Annotated in this window: 22 protein-coding genes; 9 read left to right on the forward strand and 13 right to left on the reverse strand. The window is 67.0% G+C overall.

What is annotated here, in order from left to right; translation table 11 throughout:
* Positions 1-188: 188 nt before the first annotated feature.
* The gene (locus tag AB9O74_RS11900; protein ID WP_369349441.1) at positions 189-2366 is read left to right on the forward strand and encodes a M3 family metallopeptidase; all 2178 of its coding nucleotides are present in this window, start codon (positions 189-191) and stop codon (positions 2364-2366) included.
* 67 nt (positions 2367-2433) lie between these two features.
* On the opposite strand, the gene cfa is transcribed toward AB9O74_RS11900, so the two are convergent.
* The 3 genes from cfa to AB9O74_RS11915 all read right to left on the reverse strand — a co-directional run bounded on the left by cfa (position 2434) and on the right by AB9O74_RS11915 (position 4789).
* Positions 2434-3552 (reverse strand): cyclopropane fatty acyl phospholipid synthase, encoded by a 1119-nt coding sequence (gene cfa, locus AB9O74_RS11905; protein ID WP_369349442.1) that lies wholly within the window; start codon positions 3550-3552, stop codon positions 2434-2436.
* A 14-nt stretch (positions 3553-3566) separates the two neighbouring features.
* Positions 3567-4421, reverse strand: a complete 855-nt coding sequence (locus AB9O74_RS11910; protein WP_176989463.1) for a DUF3298 and DUF4163 domain-containing protein — start codon at positions 4419-4421, stop codon at positions 3567-3569.
* A gap of 65 nt (positions 4422-4486) precedes the next feature.
* The gene (locus tag AB9O74_RS11915) at positions 4487-4789 is read right to left on the reverse strand and encodes a GNAT family N-acetyltransferase (RefSeq protein ID WP_176989462.1); all 303 of its coding nucleotides are present in this window, start codon (positions 4787-4789) and stop codon (positions 4487-4489) included.
* A 212-nt stretch (positions 4790-5001) separates the two neighbouring features.
* Here AB9O74_RS11915 and AB9O74_RS11920 point away from each other — a divergent pair, with 212 nt between their 5' ends.
* Complete coding sequence (locus AB9O74_RS11920; protein ID WP_369349443.1) at positions 5002-5181, forward strand: hypothetical protein; 180 nt, start codon at positions 5002-5004, stop codon at positions 5179-5181.
* Positions 5182-5350: 169 nt separating this feature from the next.
* On the opposite strand, the gene AB9O74_RS11925 is transcribed toward AB9O74_RS11920, so the two are convergent.
* Positions 5351-5974 (reverse strand): rhomboid family intramembrane serine protease, encoded by a 624-nt coding sequence (locus AB9O74_RS11925; protein ID WP_319212117.1) that lies wholly within the window; start codon positions 5972-5974, stop codon positions 5351-5353.
* A gap of 7 nt (positions 5975-5981) precedes the next feature.
* Positions 5982-7544, reverse strand: coding sequence for an oligopeptide:H+ symporter (locus AB9O74_RS11930; protein ID WP_176989460.1), 1563 nt, complete (start codon positions 7542-7544; stop codon positions 5982-5984).
* Between the two features lie 235 nt (positions 7545-7779).
* On the opposite strand from AB9O74_RS11930, the gene AB9O74_RS11935 reads away from it, so the two are divergent.
* The gene (locus AB9O74_RS11935; RefSeq protein ID WP_369349444.1) at positions 7780-8568 is read left to right on the forward strand and encodes an endonuclease/exonuclease/phosphatase family protein; all 789 of its coding nucleotides are present in this window, start codon (positions 7780-7782) and stop codon (positions 8566-8568) included.
* 73 nt (positions 8569-8641) lie between these two features.
* Here the strand turns inward: AB9O74_RS11935 and AB9O74_RS11940 are convergent, their stop codons facing one another.
* Positions 8642-9253: a superoxide dismutase gene (locus tag AB9O74_RS11940; RefSeq protein WP_123730769.1), complete on the reverse strand. Its 612-nt coding sequence runs from the start codon at positions 9251-9253 to the stop codon at positions 8642-8644.
* Between the two features lie 267 nt (positions 9254-9520).
* Here AB9O74_RS11940 and AB9O74_RS11945 point away from each other — a divergent pair, with 267 nt between their 5' ends.
* Positions 9521-9994, forward strand: coding sequence for a ribonuclease domain-containing protein (locus tag AB9O74_RS11945; protein WP_369349445.1), 474 nt, complete (start codon positions 9521-9523; stop codon positions 9992-9994).
* Entirely contained in the window at positions 9991-10443 is a 453-nt protein-coding gene (locus AB9O74_RS11950; protein WP_369349446.1) for a barstar family protein, read from the forward strand. Before AB9O74_RS11945 ends, AB9O74_RS11950 begins: the two co-directional genes overlap by 4 nt.
* 26 nt (positions 10444-10469) lie before the next feature.
* On the opposite strand, the gene AB9O74_RS11955 is transcribed toward AB9O74_RS11950, so the two are convergent.
* Both AB9O74_RS11955 and AB9O74_RS11960 read right to left on the reverse strand, forming a co-directional pair.
* Positions 10470-12233, reverse strand: a complete 1764-nt coding sequence (locus AB9O74_RS11955) for a hypothetical protein (RefSeq protein WP_369349447.1) — start codon at positions 12231-12233, stop codon at positions 10470-10472.
* A gap of 9 nt (positions 12234-12242) precedes the next feature.
* Complete coding sequence (locus AB9O74_RS11960; RefSeq protein WP_176989455.1) at positions 12243-12842, reverse strand: NfuA family Fe-S biogenesis protein; 600 nt, start codon at positions 12840-12842, stop codon at positions 12243-12245.
* A 90-nt stretch (positions 12843-12932) separates the two neighbouring features.
* Here AB9O74_RS11960 and AB9O74_RS11965 point away from each other — a divergent pair, with 90 nt between their 5' ends.
* From AB9O74_RS11965 to zupT, 3 genes are all read left to right on the forward strand, one after another.
* Positions 12933-13274, forward strand: coding sequence for a 4a-hydroxytetrahydrobiopterin dehydratase (locus AB9O74_RS11965; protein WP_176989454.1), 342 nt, complete (start codon positions 12933-12935; stop codon positions 13272-13274).
* Positions 13275-13278: 4 nt separating this feature from the next.
* Complete coding sequence (locus tag AB9O74_RS11970; RefSeq protein ID WP_179458505.1) at positions 13279-13698, forward strand: energy transducer TonB; 420 nt, start codon at positions 13279-13281, stop codon at positions 13696-13698.
* Positions 13699-13805: 107 nt separating this feature from the next.
* Positions 13806-14615: a zinc transporter ZupT gene (gene zupT, locus AB9O74_RS11975; RefSeq protein WP_176989452.1), complete on the forward strand. Its 810-nt coding sequence runs from the start codon at positions 13806-13808 to the stop codon at positions 14613-14615.
* Between the two features lie 125 nt (positions 14616-14740).
* On the opposite strand, the gene AB9O74_RS11980 is transcribed toward zupT, so the two are convergent.
* Entirely contained in the window at positions 14741-15679 is a 939-nt protein-coding gene (locus tag AB9O74_RS11980) for an RluA family pseudouridine synthase (protein WP_019182886.1), read from the reverse strand.
* Positions 15680-16121: 442 nt separating this feature from the next.
* Between AB9O74_RS11980 and AB9O74_RS11985 the strand changes: the two genes are divergently transcribed.
* A complete protein-coding gene (locus AB9O74_RS11985; protein WP_369349448.1) occupies positions 16122-19655 on the forward strand; it encodes an Rne/Rng family ribonuclease in 3534 nt (1177 codons plus the stop codon).
* 280 nt (positions 19656-19935) lie between these two features.
* Here the strand turns inward: AB9O74_RS11985 and AB9O74_RS11990 are convergent, their stop codons facing one another.
* Genes AB9O74_RS11990 through AB9O74_RS12005 form a run of 4 tightly spaced genes read right to left on the reverse strand, consistent with a single transcriptional unit; the run spans position 19936 to position 25707 of the window.
* Positions 19936-20814 carry an endonuclease/exonuclease/phosphatase family protein gene (locus AB9O74_RS11990; protein ID WP_369349449.1) on the reverse strand — a complete coding sequence of 293 codons (879 nt, stop codon included), beginning with the start codon at positions 20812-20814 and terminating at the stop codon, positions 19936-19938.
* On the reverse strand, positions 20814-23996 hold the full coding sequence (locus AB9O74_RS11995) for a discoidin domain-containing protein (protein WP_369349450.1): 3183 nt from the start codon (positions 23994-23996) through the stop codon (positions 20814-20816). The genes AB9O74_RS11990 and AB9O74_RS11995 overlap by 1 nt, the downstream gene beginning before the upstream one ends.
* Positions 23993-24829 carry a carbohydrate ABC transporter permease gene (locus AB9O74_RS12000; protein ID WP_176989448.1) on the reverse strand — a complete coding sequence of 279 codons (837 nt, stop codon included), beginning with the start codon at positions 24827-24829 and terminating at the stop codon, positions 23993-23995. Before AB9O74_RS12000 ends, AB9O74_RS11995 begins: the two co-directional genes overlap by 4 nt.
* Positions 24826-25707 (reverse strand): carbohydrate ABC transporter permease, encoded by an 882-nt coding sequence (locus tag AB9O74_RS12005; RefSeq protein WP_123730758.1) that lies wholly within the window; start codon positions 25705-25707, stop codon positions 24826-24828. Before AB9O74_RS12005 ends, AB9O74_RS12000 begins: the two co-directional genes overlap by 4 nt.
* Positions 25708-25710 lie beyond the last annotated feature (3 nt).

Genomic DNA, 25710 nt, shown 5'->3' on the forward strand with positions numbered 1-25710 from the left:
TGGGGATGTGAGGAGCCGGCCAGCGGCCGGCACTACCCTCCGGGCGGCACGGACCAGCCCGGCTGACATCAAGGCGCCAATGGGCTGTCCAGTGCTGGCCTGCTCTGGCCAAAACATGCCTTTCGACACAAGCCCCTCCGCAACGGCTCGGGTTACCCTCAAAGACTTGTCTGACCGGAGATTTCCCCTTGACCACCCGTCTTGCCCTCGCCGTCGCCGTGACCCTCGGCCTTGCCCTGCCCGCTTATTCCGCCACCGCCGCCACCCCGGCCGCGACCGCGACTGCCGCCCAGCAGGCCAACCCGTTCTTCGCCGACAGCCCGCTGCCGCTGCACTTCCCGCAGTTCGACAAGATCAAGGACAGCGACTTCGCTCCCGCCTTCGACGCCGGCATGGCCCAGCAGCTGAAGGAAGTCGAGGCGATCGCCAACAACAAGGCCAAGCCGACCTTCGACAACACCCTCATCGCCCTGGAAAAGAGCGGTGACACCCTGGATCGCGCCACCACCGTGTTCTTCAGCCTCGTCGGTGCCGACACCAACGACGCACGCAAGAAGCTGCAGGCCGATTACTCCGCACGCTTCGCCGCGCACAGCGACGCCATCGCGCTGAACGGCAAGCTGTTCGCCCGCATCCAGACCCTGTACGACACCCGCACCCAGCTCGGCCTCGACGCCGAAGGCGTGCGCCTGGTCGAGAAGTACTACGAGAACTACGTCCGCGCCGGCGCCAAGCTGTCCGAAGCGGACAAGACCAAGCTCAAGGAAATGAACGCCGAACTGGCCAACCTGGGCACCAAGTTCAGCCAGAACGTGCTGGCCGAAGTGAACGCTTCGGCGATCACCGTCGACGACGTCAAGGAACTGGACGGCCTCTCGCAGGAACAGATCTCCGCCGCCGCCGAAGCCGCCAAGGCCCGTGGCCAGGACGGCAAGTACGTCATCACCCTGCTCAACACCACCGGCCAGCCGCCGCTGACCAACCTGGCCAACCGTGCGCTGCGCCAGAAGATCTACGAAGCCTCGGTGACCCGCGGCAGCCGCGGCGGCGAGTACGACAACACCGCCCTGGTCTCGCGCATCATGCAGCTGCGTGCCGACAAGGCCAAGCTGATGGGCTTTGCGAACTTCGCCGCCTACAACCTCACCAACCAGACCGCCAAGACGCCCGAAGCCGTCAACGCGATGCTCGGCCAGCTGGCCCCGGCCGCGGTGGCCAACGCCAAGCGCGAAGCCGCCGATCTGCAGACGATGATCGACAAGGAACAGAAGGCCGCCGGCAAGCCGACCTTCAAGCTGGAAGCATGGGACTGGGCCTTCTACAGCGAGAAGGTGCGCCAGGCCAAGTACAACTTCGACGAATCCCAGCTCAAGCCGTACTTCGAAATGAAGAACGTGCTCGAGAACGGCGTCTTCCACGCCGCCCAGCTCGAGTTCGGCCTGACCTTCAAGCAGCGCACCGACCTGCCGGTCTACCACGAGGACGTCACCGTCTACGACGTGTTCGATGCCGACGGCAGCCAGCTGGCGATCTTCATCTTCGACCCGTATGCACGCGCCTCCAAGCGCGGCGGCGCGTGGATGAACTCGTACGTTTCGCAGTCCGAACTGACCGGCTTCAAGCCGGTGGTCGCCAACCACCTCAACATCCCCAAGCCGCCGGCCGGCAAGCCGACCCTGCTGACCTGGGATGAAGTGACAACCACCTTCCACGAATTCGGCCACGCCCTGCACGGCATGTTCTCGAACGTGAAGTACCCCTACTTCTCGGGCACCTCGGTGCCGCGCGACTTCGTCGAATTCCCCTCGCAGGTCAACGAGATGTGGGCCGATGATCCGGTCATCCTGAAGAACTACGCCAAGCACTACCAGAACGGCACGGCCATGCCGCAGGCCCTGCTCGACAAGGTCGTCGCTGCCGCCAAGTTCAACCAGGGCTTCGCCACCACCGAATACCTCGGTGCGGCCATGCTCGATCAGCGCTGGCACCAGATCGGCCCGGACCAGGTGCCGGCCGCCAAGGACGTCATGAAGTTCGAAGCCGAGGCCCTGGCCAAGGACGGCATCTTCTACGCGCCGGTCCCGCCGCGTTACAAGACCCCGTACTTCAGCCACATCATGGGCGGCTACTCGGCCGGCTACTACGCCTACATCTGGTCGGAAGTGCTGGATGCCAACACCCAGAAGTGGTTCCGCGAGAACGGTGGCCTGAGCCGCAAGAATGGCGACCACTTCCGCCAGACCCTGCTGTCCAAGGGCGGCAGCGTCGATGCGATGGAACTGTTCCGCAATTTCGCCGGGCATGAGCCGCAGATCGAGCCCCTGCTCGAGAAGCGCGGCCTGACCTCGGGTGACAGCAAGAAGTAAGCGTCCAATCCCGACGACGCGCTGTACGGAAAACGCCCGGCACTGCCGGGCGTTTTTCATGGCTCACTCACCGCGGCGCCACATACCCCCCAGGCACGCCGTTCGGCGACAGCACCAACTGCCACAACTGCGCATGCCGGCAGCGGAAACTCGCCATCGAACCGGCCAGGTAGAACCGCCACATCCGGCGGAACCGTTCGTCATAGCGCTGCGCATCCAGCCGCGGCCACGCCGCTTCGATGTTGGTCCGCCACGCCTGCAGCGTCCGATCGTAATCCGCGCCGAAGTTGTGCCAATCCTCGAGCACGAACAGCCCCTCCAGCGCCTCGGTCACCTGTGCCGCCGAGGGCAGCATCGAGTTCGGGAAGATGTACTTCGCGATCCACGGATCGGTGCGATGCCGCGACAGATTGCTGCCGATCGAATGCAGCAGGAACAGGCCATCCGGTCGCAGGCAGCGCCGCGCCATCTCGAAGTAGCCGCGATAGTTCTTGTCGCCCACATGCTCGAACATGCCCACCGACAGGATCGCGTCGAACGATTCCTCCACGTCGTGGTAGTCCTGCAGCCGGATCTCGACCGGCAGGCCCGCGCACAACTGCCGCGCATACTCCGCCTGCTCCTGCGAAATCGTCACCCCCACCCCGGACACGCCGTAGCGCTCGGCCACGAATTTCAGTGCCTCGCCCCACCCGCAGCCGATATCGAGAATCCGTTGCCCGGGGCGCAGCCCCAGCTTGCGGCAGATGAGATCGAGCTTGGCCTCCTGGGCCGCATCCAGGTCCGTGGCCTCGCGCCAGTAACCGCAGCTGTAGACCAGCCGCTGGCCCAGCATCGCCTCGTACAGATCATTGCCCAGATCGTAATGACGCCGGCCGACCTCGAAACTGCCCGCCCCGGCCTGCAGGTTGAACACCCGCGCCTTCAGCGCATCGGCCAGGTCGCGCCAGCCGTGCACGCGCTCGTCCAGATGCGCCTGCATCAGATGGAAGAGGAAGTCGTCCAACGCGCGGGCATCCCAGTGCCCGTCCATGTAACTCTCGCCCAGGCCCAGCGAGCCCTGGGCCATGACCCGCGCGTAGAAGCGCGGGTCGTGCACCGTGATGTCCTGCGGCTGGTCACCGTCAACGGTGACCCCCGCTTCATGCAGCAACCCTGTGACCCGTCGTTGCAGCCCAGCGTCCACATCGCCTCCGTCGATCAGCCCCGGGCGAACAACCCTGCGACATCCTGACCCACGTGCGGCACCAGCACGGCGGCCGGGACGTCCACGGTCTGCGTGCCGTCCGAGTACGGCCCTACCTGGTAGGGCGGGAACACGAAGCGTATCGCAGAGATGCGCCCGTCGGAACCGGTCAGCGGCTGGAACTGGCTGAAGTTGTCCGCGCTCGGCCCGGTGCCGTCGGCGATCATCCGGCTCGCGTTGCGCAGCGATTCCTGCATCTGCGCCGGCTCCATTTCATCGCCACTCAACCGGGTCGCCACGCGCTCGCGCAGCTGATCGGCCACGTAATCGCTGATCGCCTTCCAGCCCTTGGCGTCCGCCACCAGCTTGTCGGCGGTGAGCATCTGCTGCTGCTCCGGCAGCCACACGAAACGCGCCACCAGCGGCTCGCCATGGGCGCCACCGGTGTAGCGGCTGCCATCGGCCGTCACCACCACCAGCTGCGGCGTTTCCAGGACCTTCTCGAAGGTCAGCGACAGCTCGTAGGGCATGGTCGGCTTGTCGTTGCCCAACCCGTCCAGCGCCTGCTGCAGTTCTGCCCGCGCACTGTCGGCGTAGCCACCCAGCGCCTTGGCCAGACCCGGATAACGGGCGATGTCCGGCGGGTAGGTGATCCCGACCACGGCCTGCGGCGAGGTTTCAATCACGTCGCGCAGCTCGAGCGGCGCCTCGGGCGCCACCGCGGGCGCGGCCGGCTCGGCAGCGGTGTCGGCCGGCGTCGCCGGGGCCTGTGTGTCGCCGTCGCGCTTGCAGCCTGCCACCAGCACCACGCCCATAGCCAAAGCCAACGCGCTGGCGCGCAGCGCGCGACGGTTTCCTGCGATGTTCATCCTGAAATCCCCTTGTTGTAACCCACCATCATGATCAGCCATCCCTGAAGCATGACCCGCTGCCCTCATCGGACCAGCAGGTCGTCGTACTCCTCATGCCGCTGCAGGAACGCCTCGGCGTATGCGCAGGCCGGCACGACCTTGAACTTGTTGTCGCGCGCATAGCGCAGCGCCACCTTGGTCAGTTCGCCCGCGACCCCGCGCCCGGCGATCGGCTCGGGCACCTCGGTGTGGGTGATGACCATCCGCTTGCGCTTGATCTGGTAATCCAGCAGTGCCAGATGCCCTTTGACCCGAGCCTGGAACCGGTGATTGGCCAGATCGTGCTCCACCTCGTAAGCCAGTCCGGGCGGCGTGACCGAAGCCATGAGCGGTGTCTCCTGCGGCGACTGCAGCGATAGTGCGCAGCCGGCCGCCATGATCGCGTGAAGCCTGAACAGGGGCAAGCAGCGACGCGGCGCGTCACTTGCCGCCCTAAAGCTTGCGCGACTCAAGCCGATATCGGATTCGGACAGGGCGTGAAAGCTGGCATGGCTTTTGCGAAGACCTGCCTGTACGTACCCGCTCTCCGGAGGTCCGCATGGACAACACCGCACCCGCCCCCGCCGCCCACGGCGATGCCGACAGCTCCCTGCTCGAAGGCCTGTTCCAGCTGGCCGTGAACGGCCAGACCCAGGGCTGGGAATTCGACCAGATCAACCAAGAGGTCTATGCCCGGCTGCTCAGCACCTATGGCGTGGACGGCAAGAAGGCCGCCTGACGGTGGACGTGCTCACGACCGGTAGACGTGCTCACGACCAACGGTCGTGAGCTACCCCCCCGGCGCGACGACGCATCGACCCACCGTCGGTAGGTACCGACCGTTGGTCGGTACAACCGCCCCCGGCGCCACGACGTAGGTACCGACCGTTGGTCGGTAGATCCCCGACTCACCCGCCGAGGCTGAAAGTCGGGTTGCTCAGCTCACGCAGGAAGTGGCTGAAGATGCTCGGCTGCATGGCCAGCATGAACAGCACGCCGAAGGCTGCACCGGCCAGGTGCGCGCTGTGGTTGATGCGATCGCCACCGCGGCGGTCCATCCAGATGCTGTAGCCCACGTAGAACACGGCATAGATGATCGCCGGGGCCGGAATGAACAGCACCAGGATGATCGACCACGGCTTGATCAGGATGAAGGCGAACAGCACCGCCGAGACCGCACCCGACGCCCCCAGGCTGAGGTAGTTCGGGTTCTTCTGGTTCTTCAGGTAGCTCGGCAGGATCGAGACCAGCAACGCCCCCAGGTAGAACGCCGGATAGGTCAGGTAGCTGCCGCTCAACTGCAGCATCACCTGTTCGATGAAGCCGCCGAAGAAGAACAGCGTGATCATGTTGAACGCCAGGTGCGACAGATCGGCATGGATGAAGCCATACGTGATCAGGCGGTCGTACTGACGGTTGCGGTCCACCGCGGGCGGCCACAGGATCAGGCGGTCGGCCAGCGCGCGGTTCTTGAACGCCATCCACGACACGATGACGGTGATGGCGATCAGCAGCAGGTTGACTGGGGTCATGTCAGGCTCAGGCGGTGCGGTAGTTGTCGACCATACGATAGCGCTTGGCGTACCAACCGAAGGCCAACGCCGCCAGGAACGCGAAGCCGGCGAAGAAGAACATCAGGAACGCCGCCTCGCTCAATCCCGTACTGGCGATCTGGTGGGTCACCGTATCGTTGCGCACCGCCGCGTTGGACAGCAGCACCCACAGGTTGCCAATGGTGGTGGTCAGGTTCCAGAAGCTCATCACCACGCCCTTCATCGCCTGCGGCGCCTGGCTGTAGGCGAACTCCAGGCCGGTGGCCGAGACCAGCACCTCACCGAAGGTCAGCAACGCGTAGGGCAGCATCTGCCAGAAGATCGACATGACGTTGCCGCCGTCCATCATCACCTGGATGCCGCCGACCACGATCCAGGCCAGCCCGCTGAAGGCGATACCGGCGGTCATCCGGCGCAGCGCGGTCGGCTCGAAGCCGAAGCGGCGCAGCATCGGGTACAGCACCAGGTTGTTGAACGGGATCAGGATCATCACCAGCAGCGGGTTCAGCGCCTGCATCTGCGAAGCGGTGAACCAGCTCGGCATGGCCATCTGCTGGCCCTGCAGGACCCAGGTCGAGGCCTTCTGGTCGAACAGCGAGAAGAACGGGGTGGTCAGCGCGAAGATCACCAGCACGCGCAGCACCGAGCGCACGCCCTCGACCGCCTCGGCCGGATGCACCGCGCGCGCGCGGTCCAGCTGCATCCAGGTACCACCACCGATACCGGCCAGCAGCAGGACCAGCGCGATGCACAGGCAGATCACGATGCCCAGGCTGCCGACCAGCCCCATCGAGGCCACTGCCAGCACGGCACCGAGGATCGCCAGCGTACGGCCCGGACGGCCCTTGCCCGGCACCTGCGCCGACAGCGCGGTGCGCACGACATTGCCGAACGAATGCGGGTCTTTCGGCGGCAGCGGCACCAGTACATAGCGCTTGCGGCCCATCCAGAACACGAAGGTCGCCACGAACATCAGGATGCCCGGGATGCCGAACGCCCACGCCGGGCCGAGGTTCTTCAGTGCCAGCGGAATCAGCAGCGAGGCGAACAGCGAGCCGAAGTTGATGATCCAGTAGAAGGCATCGAAGACGACCTTGGCCAGGTGCTTGTTGCTCTGGTCGAACTGGTCGCCCATGAACGAGGCGACCAGCGGCTTGATGCCACCGGCGCCCAGCGCGATCAGGCCCAGGCCGACGAAGAAGCCCTGGCGGCTGTCTTCGAAGATGGCCAGGCAGGCGTGGCCGGCGCAGTAGATCAGGCTGAACCACAGGATGGTGTGGTACTTGCCGAAGAATTTGTCGGCCAGCCAGCCGCCGAGCAGCGGGAAGAAATACACGCCGATCATGAAGCTGTGCATGATGTCCTTCGCCTCGCCGGCGCGGCCATCGGCGGTGATCTCCTGCAGCAGCAGCGAGGTGATCAGGAACTGCACCAGGATGTTGCGCATCCCGTAGAAGCTGAAGCGTTCGCAGGCCTCATTGCCGATGATGTAGGGAATCTGGCGCGGCATCTTGCCTTTGCCGGCGCTGGCGGCTGCGATATTGCTCATCCTGTGGGGCTGTCCTGCGAACACGAAAGGACCAAGATTACCGGAACGCCCTACCCCAGCGCACGCTGCACAGCTGCATGACAGCCGCTGCCGGACATGGCAGGCCGATCAGCGACCGCCGCCCGGGTGGGCACATGTCACGGATCGTCGACGGCGGAAGCGTAAACTTATCGTTATGCGCACGCACATCACCGGTGGGACCCGACGTTGGCCAGGCTGGATCCTGCTGCTGTTGATGACAGCCCCCGCCGCCCTGGCACATGCGCGCCAGGCCGAAGACGCCCTGCCTTCGCTGAAGATCGCGACGCTGGAGCTGCCGACCCTGGACGATGCGCAGTGGCAGCAACGCCGTGACCAGGTGCTGCAACTGCTCGAATCGATGCAGCCGGACGTGATCGCGGTGCAGCGTGTACAGCAGACCCAGGGCCGCAACCCGGCCTGCTGGCTGGCCAGCCGGCTGCGCTACAGCTGCGATTTCGTCACCGCCGACCCGCCCAGCCAGCCGCTGCGGCACGGCAGTGCCATGCTCACCCGTCTGCCCGTGACCGATGACGCGGTCACCCTGCTGCATCCGCCCGGGCAGTTCAGCGCGGCGGGCATGCTGCGGGTCAAGCTGCACGAAGAACTGATCAACATCTATGTCGCCCGGCTGCGGCCGGAGCCGGACGATGCACAGATCCGCCGGCACCAGACCAGCGACCTGATGACCTGGATCGGCGCGACCGCCGACGGCCTGCCCTCGCTGATCGCGGGCGATTTTTCAGCCGAGATCACCGAACTGGTGGGCAGCACGCCGGGCTTCCAGCCGGCCCGCAAGAACCCGGGCGAACGCGTGGACCCACCCTCGTTGGCCGGCGCGGCACGGGGCCACGGGCTGGATGTGCTGTTCCAGGTCAAGCACTTCGGCGGCATCCGCCAGGACAGCATCAAGCTGCCGGCCAGCGAAGGTGACCCCACGGCGATGCGCCTGGGCACGATGGCCACCCTGCGCCTGCAGACCCCGGAGAGCACCGGCGCGCCCTGAGCCGGGCGGCGTCCCAACGAAAAACGGCCAGGCATCGCTGCCTGGCCGTTCGTGTGTCAGGTGACCGTGCCGATCAGGCGATGGCTTCCTGGTAACGACGCTCGACTTCATTCCAGTCGACGACGTTGAAGAACGCGCCGATGTATTCCGGGCGACGGTTCTGGTACTTCAGGTAGTACGCGTGTTCCCACACGTCCAGCGCCAGGATCGGCGTGTTGCCGTCCATCAGCGGGCTGTCCTGGTTGGCGCTGCTTTCCACCACGACCTTCTTGTCGGGGGTGACGCTCAGCCAGGCCCAGCCGCTGCCGAAGCGGGTCAGGGCCGCCTTGGTGAAGGCTTCCTTGAACTTCTCGAGGCCGCCCAGCTGCGAATCGATGGCCTTGGCCACATCGCCCACCGGAGCGCCGCCGCCGTTGGGCGACATCACGGTCCAGAACAGGGTGTGGTTGGCGTGGCCGCCGCCGTTGTTGCGCACGACGCCCTGCAGGTTCTCCGGCAGCGACTTGGTCTTCTTGACCAGTTCTTCCACCGGCAGGTCGGCGAACTCGGTGCCTTCCAGCGCTGCGTTGACGTTGTTGATGTACGTCTGGTGATGCTTGGTGTGGTGGATTTCCATCGTCGCTGCGTCGATATGCGGCTCGAGCGCGTCGTAGGCGTAGGACAGCTTGGGGAGGGTATAGGCCATGTGGTTCTCCTGGTAGCTCACTCGCCCGGCAAAGACCGGGCGTTGCGGTGTCGATGATGGGGATGGCCAACAAGCTTACCAAGGGCCATGTAAAGGAAACTTCGTCCTGCGCGGTCGATCGCGTGTCGGGATCGTTACGCGAAAGTGACGGCACACGCAGGCGGCACGGCGTCGATCGCAGTGCAACACGCCTGTTCGGCTGGGCCTCACCGTGCAGGCCGATGATCGCAGTAGAGTAGACCCCTCGCCCATCGTCCCTGGCCCCTCATGCGCAAGCCGCTGCTGTTGTTGATCGCCATCGTGCTGCTGGTCGGTGGCCTGGCCGCCATCAAGCTGGCCCAGCGCCCGCCCGCGCCGCAGTTCGCCCCGTCGCTGACCCAGCCGGAGAGTGCGCCGGCCGCCGGTGCAGCGGCGTCATCGAAAGCGGCGCCCGAGGCGGCACGCGATCCGCTGCCCCCGTTCCTGCCCACCGAAGCGCGCGACACCATCGCGCTGATCCAGCGCGGCGGCCCATTCCCGCACCGGCAGGACGGCAGCATTTTCAGCAACCGCGAACAACGCCTGCCGCAGCGGCCGCGCGGTTACTACCACGAATACACGGTGGACACGCCCGGCGCCGGCAATCGCGGCGCGCGGCGCATCGTCACCGGCGGCACACCCCCTACTGGCTGGTTCTATACCGATGATCACTATGAAACGTTCCGCAGTTTCGACGTTCCACCTGCCGGGAGCTGGCAATGACGCATGACGGATTCGAGTTGGGCCTGCACGACATCAACAACGCCGGCATCTATGCGATCGGCAATGACGATGTCGCCCCCTTGTCGGCGGCGATGCGCGATGCCGGCCTGCGCGTGATCCAGATCGACCTGGCCGGCTGCCAGGACAAGCGCACGCTGCTGATGCGACTGGCCGCGCGCCTGGACTTCCCGACCGGCTTCGGCGGCAACTGGGATGCGCTGACCGACAACCTGCGCGACCTGGCCTGGCTGCCGGCCAACGGCTACGCGCTGTTCTTCAGTGATGCCGATGCGCTGCGCAGCGAGGCCGGCGCGGAGTTCGACACGCTGCTGGAGGTGCTCGACGAAGCCAGCCGCTACTGGAGCGACAGCAACGTGCCGTTCTGGGCCTTCGTCGCATTGCAGGATGCGGACGTGGAACTGGACGCGGACGCGGACGCCGCACCGTAACGCCCAGCATCCGGTAGAGCCACGCCTCAGCGGCTGCCGTTGTCTTCCTGCAGTTCTTTCTTGAACGGGATGTCCGGCGGCGGCCGCGCGATGGCGGGCTGGTCCTGCATGTTCGGATCACTCAGGCCGCAACCACCGCCGAACTGCAGGACGGAAATCACGCACGAGATCGACGAGCTCGTGCCGGGGATCGGGATCTCGACCGCCTTGATGCCCTTGCGGACCCATTCGGCCAGCAGCGATTCGTTGGGTGCCCAGTACTTGTCGAACGAGGTCGGGGTGTAGTCGTACGGCGGGCGCTTGAGCCAGGTACCGGACTGCGCGATGCGCTCCTTGCTCCAGCCGTCCTTGTCGCCACCGGGCGCGCCGCGCTCGGTATTGCCGGCGCCGGCCTGGCCCGGGACGCGCACACTGCCATCGGCCTTGAACAGGCTGCCGCCGTTGCCCTGGGTCGCACTCACGGCCCTGCCGTTGAGATCGGCATCCTGCGGATGGTTGGCCGCACCCCAGTCGTCCGCGCGGTTCGGCGTGGCCCAGCTGCCCGGCGCTGCTGCCGTCTGCCGGGCCGGCGCACGCGTCGCATTGGCCGCGCTGGTGCTCGACGCGCTGGCGGCAGGACTGGCGGCGGTATTGGCACGGGACGCTGCCGGGGCCGTCGCGGTAGTGCTTGCCGCGGTCGGCGAAGGGGGTTCCGGGCGTGGCGCGGCATTGGGCACCGCGCGTTCGCGCACGGCGACCTCCGGTGATCGGCCCGGCACGGTGACCTCGCGCGCGGGCAGCGTCGCCACCGTCACCGCAGGTGCGGTCACTGGCCGGATCTCGCGCTCACGCACCTGCAGTTCGCGTTGCGGGAGCGTGGCATCCACCCGCGGGCCGGGCACCCTAACGGCCGGAGCGGCTGCTTCGACCACGGTGACCTGGCGCTCCTGGACGGTGACGTCGGGTGTCCGCAGTTGCGGTTCGGCCGGGCGCAGCGTGGGTACGGTGCTGCGCGGCGTCGGTGCTTCCACGGTCACCACGGTGCGCTCGCGCACGGCGATGTCCTGCGGGTCGCGTGGCACCACACGCACTTCGGTGCGCGGCACGCTGGTCGGCGGCACCACGAAATCAGTCGTGGCCTGGGCGACCTCGGTCGCCTGCACAGGCTGCTCCACCGCGGGTGTCGACGGCGCGGGAGGCGCCGGCTGCGGTTCACTGGGCGGTGCAGGCGCGGCGACGGGCTGCGGCGCCGAGGCAGACGGCTCACGCGCGTCGGCACCGGCCGAAGCCACCGCCTGGGCGCTGTCGGTCGCTGCGGCACGGGCGGCCTCCGCGGTCGCCGGTTCGGCGGCCGGCTGGCCGCCTTCCTCCTGTTGCGGGGTGCCGCGGCCCACGAAGGCCACCTGCACGCGCCCGCTCTCGCCACCCTGCTCCGGTTCGCTCGGCGGCCGGATCAAGGCGACCCACAGCAGCAACAGGGCGAACATCAAATGCAGCAATGCGCTGATCACCGCCGAGGTCCAGCGCATCCATCGCTGGTCGCGCGGCGCCGGATCCCAGCCCTGCCAGAGCAGGCGACGCATCGCCTGGGCGAAACTCAGGGCCGGCAGGCGTCCGCCGTGTGGAACTGGCGCACGCTGGGCCAGCTCGGCCAGCACCTCGCTGGCGCGGAACGGCCGCGGCAGCGGCGACAACGCACGCAGCCACAGGCCCCACCCGTAAGGGAGGCCCGTGGTTTTTTCGAGAATGCGCTTGTCCGGCTGGCGAGCCAGCAGCCAATCGAGGATGTCGTCAGCCCGGCGCAGTGGCACGCAGTGCGATCAGGCAGCCGTGCCGCGGGGAATGTACGGCGCGTCGCCACTGTCGTGGTCGGTCGCGTCGCGCACCGCGGTGATGCCGGGCACGCGGCCCATCAGCGTCTTTTCGATGCCCTGCTTGAGCGTGACGTCGGCCATGCCGCAGCCCTGGCAGCCGCCACCGAAGCGCAGCAGCACCACGCCCTCGGCCGAGACTTCCTGCACCGCGACCTTTCCGCCATGCGAGGCCAGCTGGGGATTGACTTCGTTCTCCACCACCCAGCGCACGCGTTCGACCAGCGAGGAACCTTCCGTCGGCGCCTCGCCCTTGATCTTGGGCGCCTTGATGGTCAGCTGCTGGCTGCCGGTCGCATTGGTGACGAAATCGATCTCGGCGCCATCGACCCAGGCCACGCTGGTGGCGGCCACGTAGAGGGTGAAGCCATCGCAGTCCACCGCCCACTCATCACCGAGCAGTTCGCTCGGATCGGCGAACTCCAGGCGGGCATCGGCGCGCGGGGTGCCCGCATCGACGGCGGTCAGGCGCACGCCCATGCCGGGCACGGCCTCACGCTCGATCAGTTTGCGGAAATAGGATTGGGCAGTGTCGGATATCTGGATCATCGGGCTATTCTAGCCAATCCCTTGTTATGCGCTCATTCGGTTTATACACCCGACCGCGCATTGTTCAGTCATCCAGATGTGGAGGAACCCATGGCCGACCTGATTCCGCTGGCCCAAGCCCATTGCGTGCCGCGCAAAGGCAGCGACCACAAGCTCGGCGCCGCCCGGGTCACCGAGCTGCTGGCCCAGGTCCCGGGCTGGGAGCTGGCCGAGGCCGGCCAGGCGCTGACCCGTACCTTCCGCTTCGACAACTACCACGGCACCATGGCCTTCGTGAACGCGCTCGCCTGGGTGGCCCATCGCGAAGACCACCACCCGGACCTGGGCGTGCATTACGACCGCGCCGTGGTGCGCTTCTCCACCCATGACGTGGGTGGCCTGAGCGAGAACGACTTCATCTGCGCGGCGAAAGCCTCGGCCCTGACGGAGTAAGCCCATGAAACTGCCGTACATCGCACTGTCCAGCCTTGCCCTGGTCGCTCTGGCGGGCTGCAACAAGACGCCCGCCGAACCGGCCGCCCCGGTCGCCGCCCCCACCGAGGTCGCGGCGGTCAAGACGCCGCCACCGGAGTACCCGATCGAACTGGCCTGCCAGGGGATCGGCGGCACCAGCACCTTCAAGGTGACCATCGCGGCCGACGGCCAGCCCAGCCAGGTCCAGCTCGCCAGCGGCAGCGGCAACGCCCAGCTCGACGAGCAGGCACAGAAAGCCGTGCAGGCCTGGCAGTTCAAGGCCGCTACCCGCGCTGGGCAGACGGTCTCGACCACGATCCAGGTGCCGGTCAGCTTCAATCCGCCGCAGCCCAAGCCCGACCAGTGCTTCGCGGTCGAAGAACGGCTGCGTCGCGGCGGTTGATCGCCGCGTTGTCTTGAGGTCAGCCGCCACAAGCCTCGTGCCCCCTGATCCGCGCCCCGGTGTTGCTGCCCGGGGCGCGTTGCACTTTTACAAGGACGCGTCGGCGGATGCCTGATATTTCCAGTGAAAACGTATGGATCGCCCTGGCGGTGACCCTGGCCGCCGGCCTGGCCACCGCGCTAGGCAGCCTGATGGTGCTGTTCTCACGCCGGCCCAACCCGCGCCTGCTGGCGTTCGGGCTGGCCTTTGCCGGCGGCGCGATGGTTTTCGTCTCGCTGACCGAGATCCTCAACAAGGCGATCGACTCGTTTACCCAGGCCTATGACGCCCGGCTGGGCTTCGCCTACGGCACTGCGGCCTTCCTGGTCGGCGTGCTGCTGATCGTGGTGATCGACCACCTGATCCCGAACCCGCACGAGAGCCTGGACAAGCAGGATCCGCTGTTCCGCGACAACAACAAGGCCTACATCAAACGGGTCGGCCTGCTGACCGCCGTGGCGATCACCGCGCACAATTTCCCGGAGGGCCTGGCGACGTTCTTCGCCACGCTGGAGAGCCCGTCGGTGGGCATGCCACTGGCCTTCGCCATCGCCATCCACAACATCCCCGAGGGCATCGCGATCGCGGTGCCGGTGTACTTCGCCACGCAGAACAAGTTCTACGCGTTCGGCGCCAGCCTGCTGTCCGGCCTGGCCGAACCGATCGGCGCGGCCATCGGCTATGTCCTGTTGTCCGGGGTGCTCAACCACGCCACCTTCGGCTGGGTGTTCGGGATCATTTCGGGCGTGATGGTGTTCCTGGCCCTGGATGAGCTGCTGCCCGCGGCCAAGCGCTACGCCAAGGGCCACGAGACCGTGTACGGCCTGGTGGCCGGCATGGGCAGCCTGGCGATCAGCCTGGTGCTGTTCAAGTGGTGAGGCCGGCCCGTGTGGGCGGGAAGCGGTAGGGCATGACCGTTGGTCATGCCGGCCTGGGGTGATTGGCGTGGGCGCGTACCGACCAACGGTCGGTACCTACCCCGTCGCTGCGGCCTACGCCGACACTATTTCAACCGGTTCAACACCTCGACCAGCTCCTCGGCCAGCGGTGCATTGATCAGGTACGGCGTCTTGCCCGCGTCCAGCGCGAACTCCAGCGAGGCGGCGTGCAGGAACAGGCGCTTCAGCCCGATCTGCTCACGAAGCCGCTTGTTGACGTCCGGATCGCCGTACTTGTCGTCACCGGCCACCGGATGCCCCAGATGCTGGGCGTGGACGCGGATCTGGTGGGTGCGGCCGGTTTCGATCCGCACCTCGCAGTACGAATGCCCGCCCTTGCGCTCCAGCACCTTGAAGTGGCTGATCGACTCCTTGCCGATCGGGTTGACCTGGACATGGCGCTCGCCGCCCTGGCGCAGGCCCACGTGCAGCGGGGCGTCCACGGTCATGGTGCCATCGGGCATGCGGCCCGCCAGCAGGGTCAGGTAGCGCTTGCGGATGCCGGCGCCATGGTCTTCCCGCAGCAGCGCCTGCAGCTCGCTCAGGGCGGAGCGCTTCTTGGCCACGATCAGCAGGCCCGAGGTGTCGCGGTCCAGCCGATGGACCAGCTCCAGGGTCTTGCCCGGGCGCAGCGCGCGCAGGGTTTCGATCGCGCCGAAGCTGATGCCGCTGCCGCCGTGGCTGGCTACGCCCGACGGCTTGTTCAGCGCCAGCAGCCGATCGTCTTCGAACACGATGGCATCCTCCAGTCGTTTCATGAACGCGGCGGGGGGGCCGGCTTTGTCGCCCTCCTCGTTGAGACGGACGGGCGGAACCCGCACTTCGTCGCCGCCCTCGAGCTTGCGCTCGGCCTTGGCGCGGCCGCCGTTGACGCGGACCTGGCCACTGCGGACGAGCTTGTAGATCAGGCTGCGCGGTGCACCCTTGAGCTGGCCGAGCAGGAAGTTGTCCAGGCGTTGCCCGGCGCGGTCGGCCGGGACAGTGATGATACGTACGCTGGTCATGGCTTCAGCGGCTTTGGGGGTGGGCTCGGTAACGGTCATTGGCCTTTTATTCTGTTACACTCGGCGGGCGAGATAAGGGATTGATTTCGTTGGAAGTTGCTCTGGGCCAGAAGCCCGACTTCCCTCGATTCCGGCACAGTGCGCAGCCACCGCCCCCGGGGCGGCCATGTTAGCGGCTCACCGGCGGTCCCGGCCATCGCCGGATGTCTGACACGCATTCGCGCTGAACATGTCCCTGTGGCGCTCCAGCCTGGCTGAAAGCTGCCTCCGGCCCAGTAACACCCAAACCAAAACAAATGAAGCGCTCCCGCGGCCTGCCGTGGTGTCGTAGCGCTGGAAACCCAAACTGCCCTCCCCGCGCATGCGCGATGGGCGGTGAAGCGTGACCAGAAGCGAAACCCCATGGCGTTCCGCGCGGTAGCAGCGCGCGAGGAACGCAAGAATGAAGCGAATGCTGATCAATGCCACGCAGGCTGAAGAGCTGCGGGTAGCCATCGTGGATGGCCAGACGCTGTACGACATCGACATCGAACAGCCGTCCAAGGAACAGAAGAAGTCGAACATCTACAAAGGCCGCATCACGCGCCTTGAGCCTTCGCTGGAGGCCGCTTTCGTCGAATACGGCGGCGAGCGCCATGGCTTCCTGCCGCTGAAGGAAATCTCCCGCGATTACTTCCAGGCGGGCGTCGACCACAACAAGGCCGGCATCCGCGAGCTGCTGCGCGAGGGCCAGGAAGTCGTGGTCCAGGTGGACAAGGAAGAGCGCGGCAACAAGGGCGCTGCCCTGACCACGTTCATCTCGCTGGCCGGCCGCTACATGGTCCTGATGCCGAACTCGCCGAGCGCCGGTGGCGTCTCGCGTCGCATCGAGGGCGAAGACCGCGCCGCGCTGAAAGAAGCGCTGGACAAGCTGAACATCCCCGACGACATGGGCGTGATCATCCGCACCGCCGGCGTCGGCCGCGATGCCGAAGAGCTGCAGTGGGATCTGGACTACCTGCTGCAGGTCTGGAAGTCGATCGCCGAAGCGGCGCTGACCAAGCCGGCCTCGTTCCTGATCTACCAGGAATCGCGCCTGATCGTGCGCGCCCTGCGTGACTACCTGCGCGCCGATGTCGGCGAGATCCTGGTGGACACCGAAGAGCTGTACGAGACCGCCCAGGAATTCATGCAGCAGGTGATGCCGCAGACCCTGCGCAAGCTCAAGCATTACAAGGACGACATCCCGCTGTTCAACCGCTTCCAGATCGAATCGCAGATCGAAGGCGCGTATGAACGCAACGTCCGCCTGCCGTCCGGCGGCTCGATCGTGGTCGACCAGACCGAAGCGCTGACCGCCATCGACGTCAACTCCTCGCGCGCCACCAAGGGCAGCGACATCGAGGACACCGCTTTCCAGACCAACCTGGAAGCAGCCGACGAAGTGGCACGCCAGCTGCGCCTGCGCGACCTGGGCGGCCTGGTGGTCATCGATTTCATCGACATGGCCTCCAACAAGCACCAGCGCGAAGTCGAGAACCGCCTGCAGAACGCACTCAAGTACGACCGTGCGCGCGTGCAGCTGGGCCGCATCTCGCGCTTCGGCCTGATGGAAATGAGCCGCCAGCGCCTGCGTCCGAGCCTGGGCGAATCCAGCCAGATCGTCTGCCCGCGTTGCGACGGCCATGGCCGCATGCGCAGCGTCGAGTCGCTGTCGCTGTCCATCATCCGCGTGGCTGAAGAGCATGCGATGAAGGAGAACACCGGGCAGGTGCTGGTCCAGGCCCCGGTTGAGATCGCCAACTACCTGCTCAACGAGAAGCGCAGCGCGCTGCGTGAGATCGAGCAGCGCCATGACGCGCCGATCGTGATCGTCGCCGATGAGCAGCTGCACACCCCGCATTACGAAGTGACCCGCCTGCGCGAGAACGAGCTGGGCGAAGAAAGCGGCAAGCCGAGCTACCAGCGCGGCACCCCGCGCAAGTTGCCGGTGCACGCGCTGACCAAGGCCCAGCTGAACATCCCGGTCGCCCCGGTGGTGACCCAGGTCAAGCACAGCCAGCCGGCCCCGGTGCGTGAAGCCCCGGAACCGGAAGCCGCACCGGCCCCGGTCGCCGCCCCCGTTGCCGCCCCGGCTGCAACCGGCGTGGTGGGTTGGCTGAAGCGCATCTTCGGTGGCGAACCGGCCCCGGCCGCCACACCGCAGCCGAGCAACCGCCCGGGCCAGGACGGCAACCGCAATGGTCGCAACAAGGATCGCAACGGCAAGGACCGCAATGGCCGTCGTGATGAGCGTGGCGAACGCGGTGGCAACGGCAATGCGCAGGCGCAGGGCCGTGGCAAGGACCGTGGTGAGCGTGGCGAACGCGGCCCGAAGGGCGAGCGTCGGGACGAGCGCCGTCAGGACACCGCCGCCGCACCGGCCAATGGCAACGCCGCGCAAGTGCAGGCACCCGGCCAGGGCAAGCCGCGCAACGAGCAGCAGCCGGCCAAGCCGCGCAATGAACCGCGCAATGACCAGCAGCAGCCGAAGCTGAAGCAGAAGCAGGGCCAGAACGGCCAGGCCAAGCCGCAGCAGAACGAGGGTGAGAAGCCGGCCGTGAGCGAAAAGCCCGCGCGCCAGCCGCAGGCCGATGCACCGAAGCCGACCAGCACTGCACCGGTCGCTGCCGACGCCGCCGTGATCGCTGCAGCTGCCGTCGTGGCCACCGATGCCGCCGCGCCGGCCGCCCACGTCCAGGAAACGGCCAAGGCCGCCCCGGCCGAGGATGCACAGCTGAGCGACACCGACGCCATCGAACAGGGTGACGCGCCGGCCAATGCCGAAGACGGTACCGGTGAAGGCGCCTCGCGCCGTCGTCGTGGTCGTCGCGGTGGCCGTCGCCGTCGTCGTGGCAATGGTGAGCAGGCTGCCGGCAGCGATGGCCTGAACGGTGACGACAACGGTCTGGATGACGATGGCGACGACCAGGACGGCGATCAGGACGGCGGCACCGCCGCCCCGGCGGAGCGTCAGGTGGCCAACAACGGTCAGCCGCAGCCCGAGTTCGAGTTCGACGACGAATCCGGCAACGCGCCGGCCGCTGCGCCCGCACCGGTCCAGGCCCCGCGCCCGGCCCCCGTGGCGGCCGTCGCTGCCGCGGCGCCGGTCGCCGTGGTCAGCAGCCCGGTCGTGACCGCCGGTCACGCCGAGCCGACCCCGGCCCCGGTGGCTGCACCGGTTGCCGAGAAGGCTCCGACCCCGGTCGTTGAAAAGGCGTCTGCCCCGGCAGTCGAGCCGATCACCGAGAAGGCGCCGGCTTCCTACAACGACCCGGTGCCGTTCGTGGAGAGCCCGAAGCCGACCCCGGTTGCTGCTCAGCCGGCCGCGCCGGTGGAAGCTGCGCGTCCGGTTGAGCCGGTGGCTGCTCCGGTGGTTTCGGCCCCGGTAGCTGCTCCGGCTCCGGTCGCTGCTCCGGCGGCTCCGGCCCCGGCAGCTGCTCCCACGGCTCCGGCTCCGGCCGCTGCTCCGGTGGCTTCGACTCCGGTCGCTGCTCCGACGGCTCCGGCTCCGGTCGCTGCTCCGGCGGCTCCGGCTCCGGTTGCTGCTCCGGTGGCTCCGGCTCCGGTCGCTGCTCCGGTCGCTGCTCCGGCGGCTCCGGCTCCGGTGGCCGCTCCGGCAGCTCCGGCCGCTCCGGTCATTGAGACCGCTGCGCAGGAAGTGAAGGAGCCGACCGCCGCGCCGGTGCAGACCAGCATGCTGGATGCCGTCGACGCGACTCAGGCCCCGGCACAGTCGGCAGCCCCGCAGGCCCGTACCGAATCGGCCTCGGCCGGCCCGGTTGTGCACAACGGTCAGCTGTTCGGTTCGGCCGCCAGCGACACCCCGGCCGCCACCAACGCTGCCGAACAGGCTGCGCAGGCCGAAGCCCGCGAGGACATCCCGACCGATGCCCCGCAGGCCGACGAAGGCGACAAGGCTGACCAGGAAAAGCAGGAAAAGAACGACACGCCCTGATCCTGGGTGAGTGACGCAACAAACAGACAGCGGCCTTCGGGCCGCTGTCTGCGTTTGGGGTATTGAATGGCGCAGCAAGCGGCGTGCGTCAGACGGCGGTCATGATGGCGGCGCTGAGAGCATCCACGCATGGCGTGGATCTACCCATGCCATCGGACGCATCAAGGATGGACCCACGCCATGCATGGATCCTGCACGGGATACATCAAGGGTAGATCCACGCCATGCGTGGATGCGGCCATTCGCGCGCTACGCCGTCACCGACGACGCAGCGCGTGCCTCAGGGCGTCGTCGCCCCGGCGTTTCCGGTGCCCGGCGCAAACTGCAGGCGGGTCCACACACCGTAATGATCCGAGGCCCAGCGACCATCGGCATACGGCTGGTCGAACAGGATCTTCGCCTCGCGGGCGAGCAACCGGTCCTGCTGGAAGAAAATGTGGTCGATGCGCGAGGGTGCTTCGTAGTAGTGCCGGTTGAGCGTACTGACCTGGGCCAGTTCGTTGTTGACGTGCACGCTGCCGTAGCTGTCGCCGTAATGATTGCGCAGCTCGCTCAGGTCACCGGCATCCACCAGCGCATTGAAGTCACCGGCCACCACCACCGGTGCGTCGCCCGCGGTCTTCGCGATGAACGCCAGCAGATCCGCGACCTGCTCGCCGCGGATACGGCTGCCTGCCGCATCCGATCGCTCGTTCAAGTGCGTGGCGTAGACATTCACCGGGCGGCCGTCCACATCGATGCGCAGATGCGCCACGGTGCGGTAGTCGTTGATCGGTGCCAGCAGGTGGTCGTTGCGCGACAACACCGGGCGACGGGTCAGCAAAGCATTGCCGTAGCGCTTGAAACGCCCCGGCGGATCGGTGGAGACGAACTGGTAGTCGTAGCCGAGCTTGCGCGCCAGCCACGCGGCCTGGTTGCGCACGTGGGGCTTCTGGATCACTTCCTGCAGCGCGATCGCGTCAGGCTTGAGTGCCTGCAGTTCGCGCAGGATCACCTGGCGGCGGGCCGGCCAGTCTTCGCGGTCGTGGTGCAGGTTGAAGGTGACCATGGTCATCTCCTGCCCTGCCCCGGTGCCCTGCGCCCACGCAGGCAGTGGCGCCAACGCCAACGCCAGCGCGGCGGCCATCAGGCCGCCCATCATCTTCGTCATCTGCCGCATTACGGTGCCTTGCGCTCTGCCCGGCGTACCGACGCCGGAATCTCGATCTCGACCTTGGCCGGCACCTGCATCACGCGCAGCTCGCCGCCCACCCATTCCGCCGGCTCCCCATTGATGGTGGTGGCGCCCGGCTCGCCGCTGTACGGCCACGGCAGCACCACGCCGCCGGCCGGCGGAATCAGCCCGGCCGACACGGTCAGGGTGAGCTGCTTGTCGTTGCGGACCAGCGCGTAGTTCAGCTGCCCGTTCGGCGTGCGCAGGCCTTGTACACCGACCCCCTTGCCTTCCAGCCAGCGCGACGGCACGCCGGCGGCCAGCACCAGGCTGTCGTCGATGTCGCGGTTGTACGCGAACATGTCCAAGGCCGAGCGCACGAAGTCCGAGGCCACCCACGCATGCGGCAGGTCGCCCAGGAAGAACGGTTTGCGCGGCGTGCGCGAGACCACTTCGGCCCACTGGTTCCAGGGCTGCGGCGCGCGGTCCTTGAAGAAGAACTCGGTCGCCTGCCAGGCGCGGTCACGCCAGCCCAGGCGTACGAAGGCGGCCACGTTGCGCCACTCGTAGGGGGTGTAGTCCTTCCACTCGCGCTTGCCATCCCGACGCGCTTCGAACTCTTTCCAGTACCGCTCGAAGGTGTTGTTCAAGTAAGGCTGGGGCAGGCGACCCTGCTCACCGGCCGGCGCCAGCGCGATGGTGGTCGAGGTTGCATCGAAATCGCCGAGCTCGGCCGAGCCCGGCAGATAGTCGATCCTGTGCTGTGCGGTCGCGGCCAGCAGCGAGGCCTGCAGGTCGTCACGGAACTGGTCGCGCGATTCGCTGATCTGCATCGCCTCCGCCTTGCCCAGCGTGCTGGCGATGATCGCCGCATCCTTGTAGCCCCGCAGCGCCCAGAAGTTGTCCCAGTACGAATGCATCGGCTTGGCCGAATAGCCCTCGTGGCTGATCGAGACCGGCATCATCCCGTAGAAGGCCGGGTTGCGGGCGCGGTTCTCCTCGGTGCGCTCGCTCAGGCGCAGCTGCTCCATGTACTGGTAGGCGCCCTGCACATGCGGCCACATCACCTCCAGGAAGGTGGTGTCGCCGGTGTAGCGCCAGTACTCGGCGATGTTGAAGATCAACTCGCCGTGGCTGTCGTTCTCCGGCACCGGGTCGCTGCCGCGCGAATCCACGCAGCACGGCACCTTGCCGTTGTCGAACTGATACGGCGCATACCAGTTCACGTACTGGCGCACCGCATCGCTGCGGCCCATGCGCAGCAGGCCTTCGGAAATCATCGCGCCATCGCGGATCCAGCTGCGCGAATACGAGCGCGTGCCCGGCTGCAGGCTGGGCCCGATGCGCGAGATCAGCATGTGCGCCAGCGAAGTGCGCAGCGTGTCGGCCAGCGGCTTGCCGGCGGCGGGAACCTGCAGCGTCACCTGGTCCAGCTTGGTCCGCCACATCGAGGCGACCTGCTGCTGCGCCTTGGCCGCGTCGAAGGCCGAGGGCATGGTCCAGTTGCCGGTCTGCGGCAGCACGATGGCCACCTCGCGGCTCTGGCCCGGCTCCAGCTTCCAGCGGTAGAGCAGTGCGCCCGAGGCCAGGCCCGTGCCGTCCTTGACCTCGGTGGTGCCCGGCAGCTTGCCGCTGGCCAGGTGGACCACGTCGAGCTTGCTGTCGAAGGCGGTGGCGAAGGCGGCATCGGGTGACTGCGCCGGGTACAGACGCGGCTTGCCGTTGACATCCACGTGGGTCGGGTCGAACGACAGATTGTCGATCCGGCTGACGCCGCCGACGGTGTTGAGGAACTGGGTCGGCGGATTCACCTGCCAGGGGCGCACGGCCAGGGCCAGCGTGTACTCGTGGGCGACCTTGTCCGGGTTGCGCAGGGTGTAGCGCCCGACCAGCTGCGCGTTGTCCGGCGTGCCCTGCACGAAGCCGGTTACCTGCAGGCCGGCCTTGTCGTGGGTCCAGCCGACGTTGGCGATCGGCAGGTAGTCGTCCTGCAGCGACTGGCTGGTGGTGACGTCGGCCCAGCTCAGCAGCTTGTTGTCGACCAGCACGAACGGCTCGACGCTGAAGCTGGATTTGGCCACTTCCAGCGCGCCGTCTTCACCGATCAAGGCCTGCTCGCGGCCGCCATCCAGGCCGAGCAGCGTCCAGTACGGCTGTTCACCGGTGAAACCGCGCGGCACCGAGCCGCGCGGCAGCTCCGCGCCGACCGAGCGGACGAAATCATTCGGGGTCGCGGCGAACTCGAGCGGTTTCAGCGTGATGTCGCGGATGCCGTAGCGCCAGCTCGGGCCGCCTTTCAGGTCGAAGCGCAGGTAGCGCGCTTCGGTATCGGGCAGGGCCAGCCAGTCACGGCCACCGCCGCCGGCGGTCACCTCGCGCACCGTGTTCCAGGCGCGACCGTCGGCCGAGGAACGCACCACGTAGCGCGTGGCCTCCAGCCCGGGCAGCCATTCGATCACCGCCCCACCGAACTCGCGCACCTTGTGCAGGTCCAGGCTGATCGTCTGCTCGGCCACGCCGCCGCTGATCCACACCGTGTCCGGCTTGCCATCGACGATGCGGTTCTGCAGCGCGGTGGCGGTATCGGCGATCACCGACGGGCTCAGCGAGGAGGTATCGGCCGGCGGCAGGCCCTGCAGCGTGAGCCGGTCGAAACAGACCGTGCCCTTGCCGCCCACCTTGCTGTAGATCGTGAACTCCATCGCAGCGCTGCGCTTGAGCGTCTTGTCCTTCTCCGGGCCCCAGGCCTTGTCGATCTGGCGCTTGCGGTACTGCACCGGCGCCCACGCCTTGGGGAACGCGTAGCCGGGCCGGTTGACCCACCACACGTTGTCGCCACTGGCGTCGATCAGCTTGAACTGCAGGTCGTTGGCGGGGGAATCACCGCGCAGCTGGAAGCCGAACTGGTAGTTCTCCGGGTACTGGATGCCCAGCTCGCGTCGGATGCCGACGTAGCCGGAGACGTTGTGGAAGTCGTAGTCCAGGCAGAGCGCGCGGCCGCCGCCACTCCCGGCGACGCTGCGCAGCGAACCGCTGACCTGGTCGGAGACGACCAGCTTCCACGGACTCATGTCGTCGAAGCTGTCCAGCACCTTGGGTGCCGGCAACACCGGCGTCGCCGGCGGTGCGGCCGAGGCCGCCAGTGACCAGACCAGACCCAGACCCACCGCGACGACGGCATGCTTCACCCTTTGACACTCCCCAGCAGCAGACCTTGGATGTAATAACGCTGCAATGCCAGGAACAGCAGCAGCACCGGAACCACCGTGACCACCGCGCCGGCCATCATCATTTCAACGTCCATGATGTGCTCGCGCGACAGCGTGGCCAGGGCCACCGGGAGAGTGTAGTGCTCCTGGTCGGTCAGCACGATCAACGGCCACATGAAATCGTTCCAGGCGGCCATGAAGGTGAAGATCGACAGCGTCACCAGCACCGGCTTGAGCATCGGCAGCACGATCTGGAAGAAGATCCGCAGCTCCCCTGCCCCGTCGATGCGGGCCGCTTCGAGCAGCTCGTCCGGGATCGAACGCGCGTACTGGCGGACCAGGAAGATGCCGAACACCGTCGCCAGCGCCGGCACGATCACGCCACCGAAGTTGTTGACCAGGCCCAGCTGCTTCATCAGCAGGAACAGCGGCAGCATCGCCACCTGCGCCGGGATCACCAGCGCGGCCAGCAGCAGCTGGAAGATGCGCTCGCGGCCGGCGAAGCGCAGCTTGGCGAAGGCATAGCCGGCCATGGTGTTGAGCAGCAGCGAGCCGAAGGTGATCGCCAGCGAGACCATCAGGCTGTTGACGAAGTTGTTGGCCATGCCGGTACGCGCGAACAACTCATGGTAGTTCGCGGTCGTCAGCGAGGACGGCAGCAGCGGCGGCGGGAAATGCGCCGCCTCGCCGGTCGGCATGAACGACACCGACAGCATCCACAGCAACGGCGCCAGGCTCAGGACCGCGAGCACCAGCAGGCCGCCATTGACCCACCAGGCATGCCAGCGCGATTGACCGATTTCACGACTCATACCAACTGCCTCTTGCGGCCGAAACGCAGCATGATGCTGGTGACGCCCAGGATGATCAGGAACAGCAGGAACGCCACCGCGGAGGCGCGGCCCAGGTTCCACCACTTGAAGCCTTCTTCAAACATGAAGTACAGCACGCTGACGGTGCTCTGCAGTGGGTCGCCACGCGTCATCACGTAAGGCTCGGCGAACAGCTGGAAGTAGCCGGACACGGTGATCACGCCGACCACCAGCAGCACCGGGCCGAGCATCGGCAGGGTGATGTGCAGGAACTGCTTCCAGCGCGAGGCGCCATCAATGCGGGCGGCCTCGTACAGGTCATGCGGGATCGCCTGCAGGCCGGCCAGGAAGATCACCATGTTGTAGCCGAAGTTCTTCCACACCGCGAACAGCATGATGGTCGGCATCGCCCAGTTCGGGTCGCCGAGCCAATCGATCGGGCTGATGCCCAGATGGCCCAGGCCGTAGTTCACCAGGCCGTAGCTGGTATGGAACAGGTAGCGCCAGATCACCGCCACCGCCACCAGGGTGGTCACCACCGGGGCGAACAGCGCGGTCCGGAACAGCGCCTTGAAGCGTGCGGCCGGAGCGTTGAGCAGGATCGCCGCGCCCAGCGACACCGCGATCGACAGCGGCACGCCGACGATCACGAAATACGTCGTGTTCCACAGCGACTTCCAGAACATCGGGGTCTGCAGCAGATCGATGTAATTGCCCAGGCCGACGAAGCGCAGGTTGTCCCCATCGGCCAATGCATACAGGTCGAAATCGGTGATGCTCAGGGCCAGCGCCGAGAACACCGGCAGGCCGAAGAACACCGCGATGACCAGGATGGCCGGACCGGCGAACATCCAGCCGGCAAGCGAACGCTGCTTCATGGT

The sequence above is a fragment of the Stenotrophomonas sp. JAG2 genome (assembly GCF_041080745.1).
GTDB classification, from domain to species: Bacteria; Pseudomonadota; Gammaproteobacteria; order Xanthomonadales; family Xanthomonadaceae; genus Stenotrophomonas; species Stenotrophomonas maltophilia_AA.

What these genes read in the sequence shown, in the direction of transcription:
- AB9O74_RS11985 (WP_369349448.1), top strand. Translation starts at nt 16,122, where the DNA reads ATGAAGCGAATGCTGATCAATGCCACGCAGGCTGAAGAGCTGCGGGTA.
- AB9O74_RS11930 (WP_176989460.1), bottom strand. Translation starts at nt 7,544, where the DNA reads ATGAGCAATATCGCAGCCGCCAGCGCCGGCAAAGGCAAGATGCCGCGC.
- AB9O74_RS11915 (WP_176989462.1), bottom strand. Translation starts at nt 4,789, where the DNA reads ATGGCTTCGGTCACGCCGCCCGGACTGGCTTACGAGGTGGAGCACGAT.
- AB9O74_RS12000 (WP_176989448.1), bottom strand. Translation starts at nt 24,829, where the DNA reads ATGAGTCGTGAAATCGGTCAATCGCGCTGGCATGCCTGGTGGGTCAAT.
- AB9O74_RS11925 (WP_319212117.1), bottom strand. Translation starts at nt 5,974, where the DNA reads ATGACCCCAGTCAACCTGCTGCTGATCGCCATCACCGTCATCGTGTCG.
- AB9O74_RS11910 (WP_176989463.1), bottom strand. Translation starts at nt 4,421, where the DNA reads ATGAACATCGCAGGAAACCGTCGCGCGCTGCGCGCCAGCGCGTTGGCT.
- zupT (WP_176989452.1), top strand. Translation starts at nt 13,806, where the DNA reads ATGCCTGATATTTCCAGTGAAAACGTATGGATCGCCCTGGCGGTGACC.
- AB9O74_RS12005 (WP_123730758.1), bottom strand. Translation starts at nt 25,707, where the DNA reads ATGAAGCAGCGTTCGCTTGCCGGCTGGATGTTCGCCGGTCCGGCCATC.
- AB9O74_RS11965 (WP_176989454.1), top strand. Translation starts at nt 12,933, where the DNA reads ATGGCCGACCTGATTCCGCTGGCCCAAGCCCATTGCGTGCCGCGCAAA.
- AB9O74_RS11960 (WP_176989455.1), bottom strand. Translation starts at nt 12,842, where the DNA reads ATGATCCAGATATCCGACACTGCCCAATCCTATTTCCGCAAACTGATC.
- AB9O74_RS11935 (WP_369349444.1), top strand. Translation starts at nt 7,780, where the DNA reads ATGACAGCCCCCGCCGCCCTGGCACATGCGCGCCAGGCCGAAGACGCC.
- AB9O74_RS11950 (WP_369349446.1), top strand. Translation starts at nt 9,991, where the DNA reads ATGACGCATGACGGATTCGAGTTGGGCCTGCACGACATCAACAACGCC.
- AB9O74_RS11940 (WP_123730769.1), bottom strand. Translation starts at nt 9,253, where the DNA reads ATGGCCTATACCCTCCCCAAGCTGTCCTACGCCTACGACGCGCTCGAG.
- AB9O74_RS11980 (WP_019182886.1), bottom strand. Translation starts at nt 15,679, where the DNA reads ATGACCAGCGTACGTATCATCACTGTCCCGGCCGACCGCGCCGGGCAA.
- AB9O74_RS11945 (WP_369349445.1), top strand. Translation starts at nt 9,521, where the DNA reads ATGCGCAAGCCGCTGCTGTTGTTGATCGCCATCGTGCTGCTGGTCGGT.
- AB9O74_RS11990 (WP_369349449.1), bottom strand. Translation starts at nt 20,814, where the DNA reads ATGCGGCAGATGACGAAGATGATGGGCGGCCTGATGGCCGCCGCGCTG.
- AB9O74_RS11970 (WP_179458505.1), top strand. Translation starts at nt 13,279, where the DNA reads ATGAAACTGCCGTACATCGCACTGTCCAGCCTTGCCCTGGTCGCTCTG.
- AB9O74_RS11920 (WP_369349443.1), top strand. Translation starts at nt 5,002, where the DNA reads ATGGACAACACCGCACCCGCCCCCGCCGCCCACGGCGATGCCGACAGC.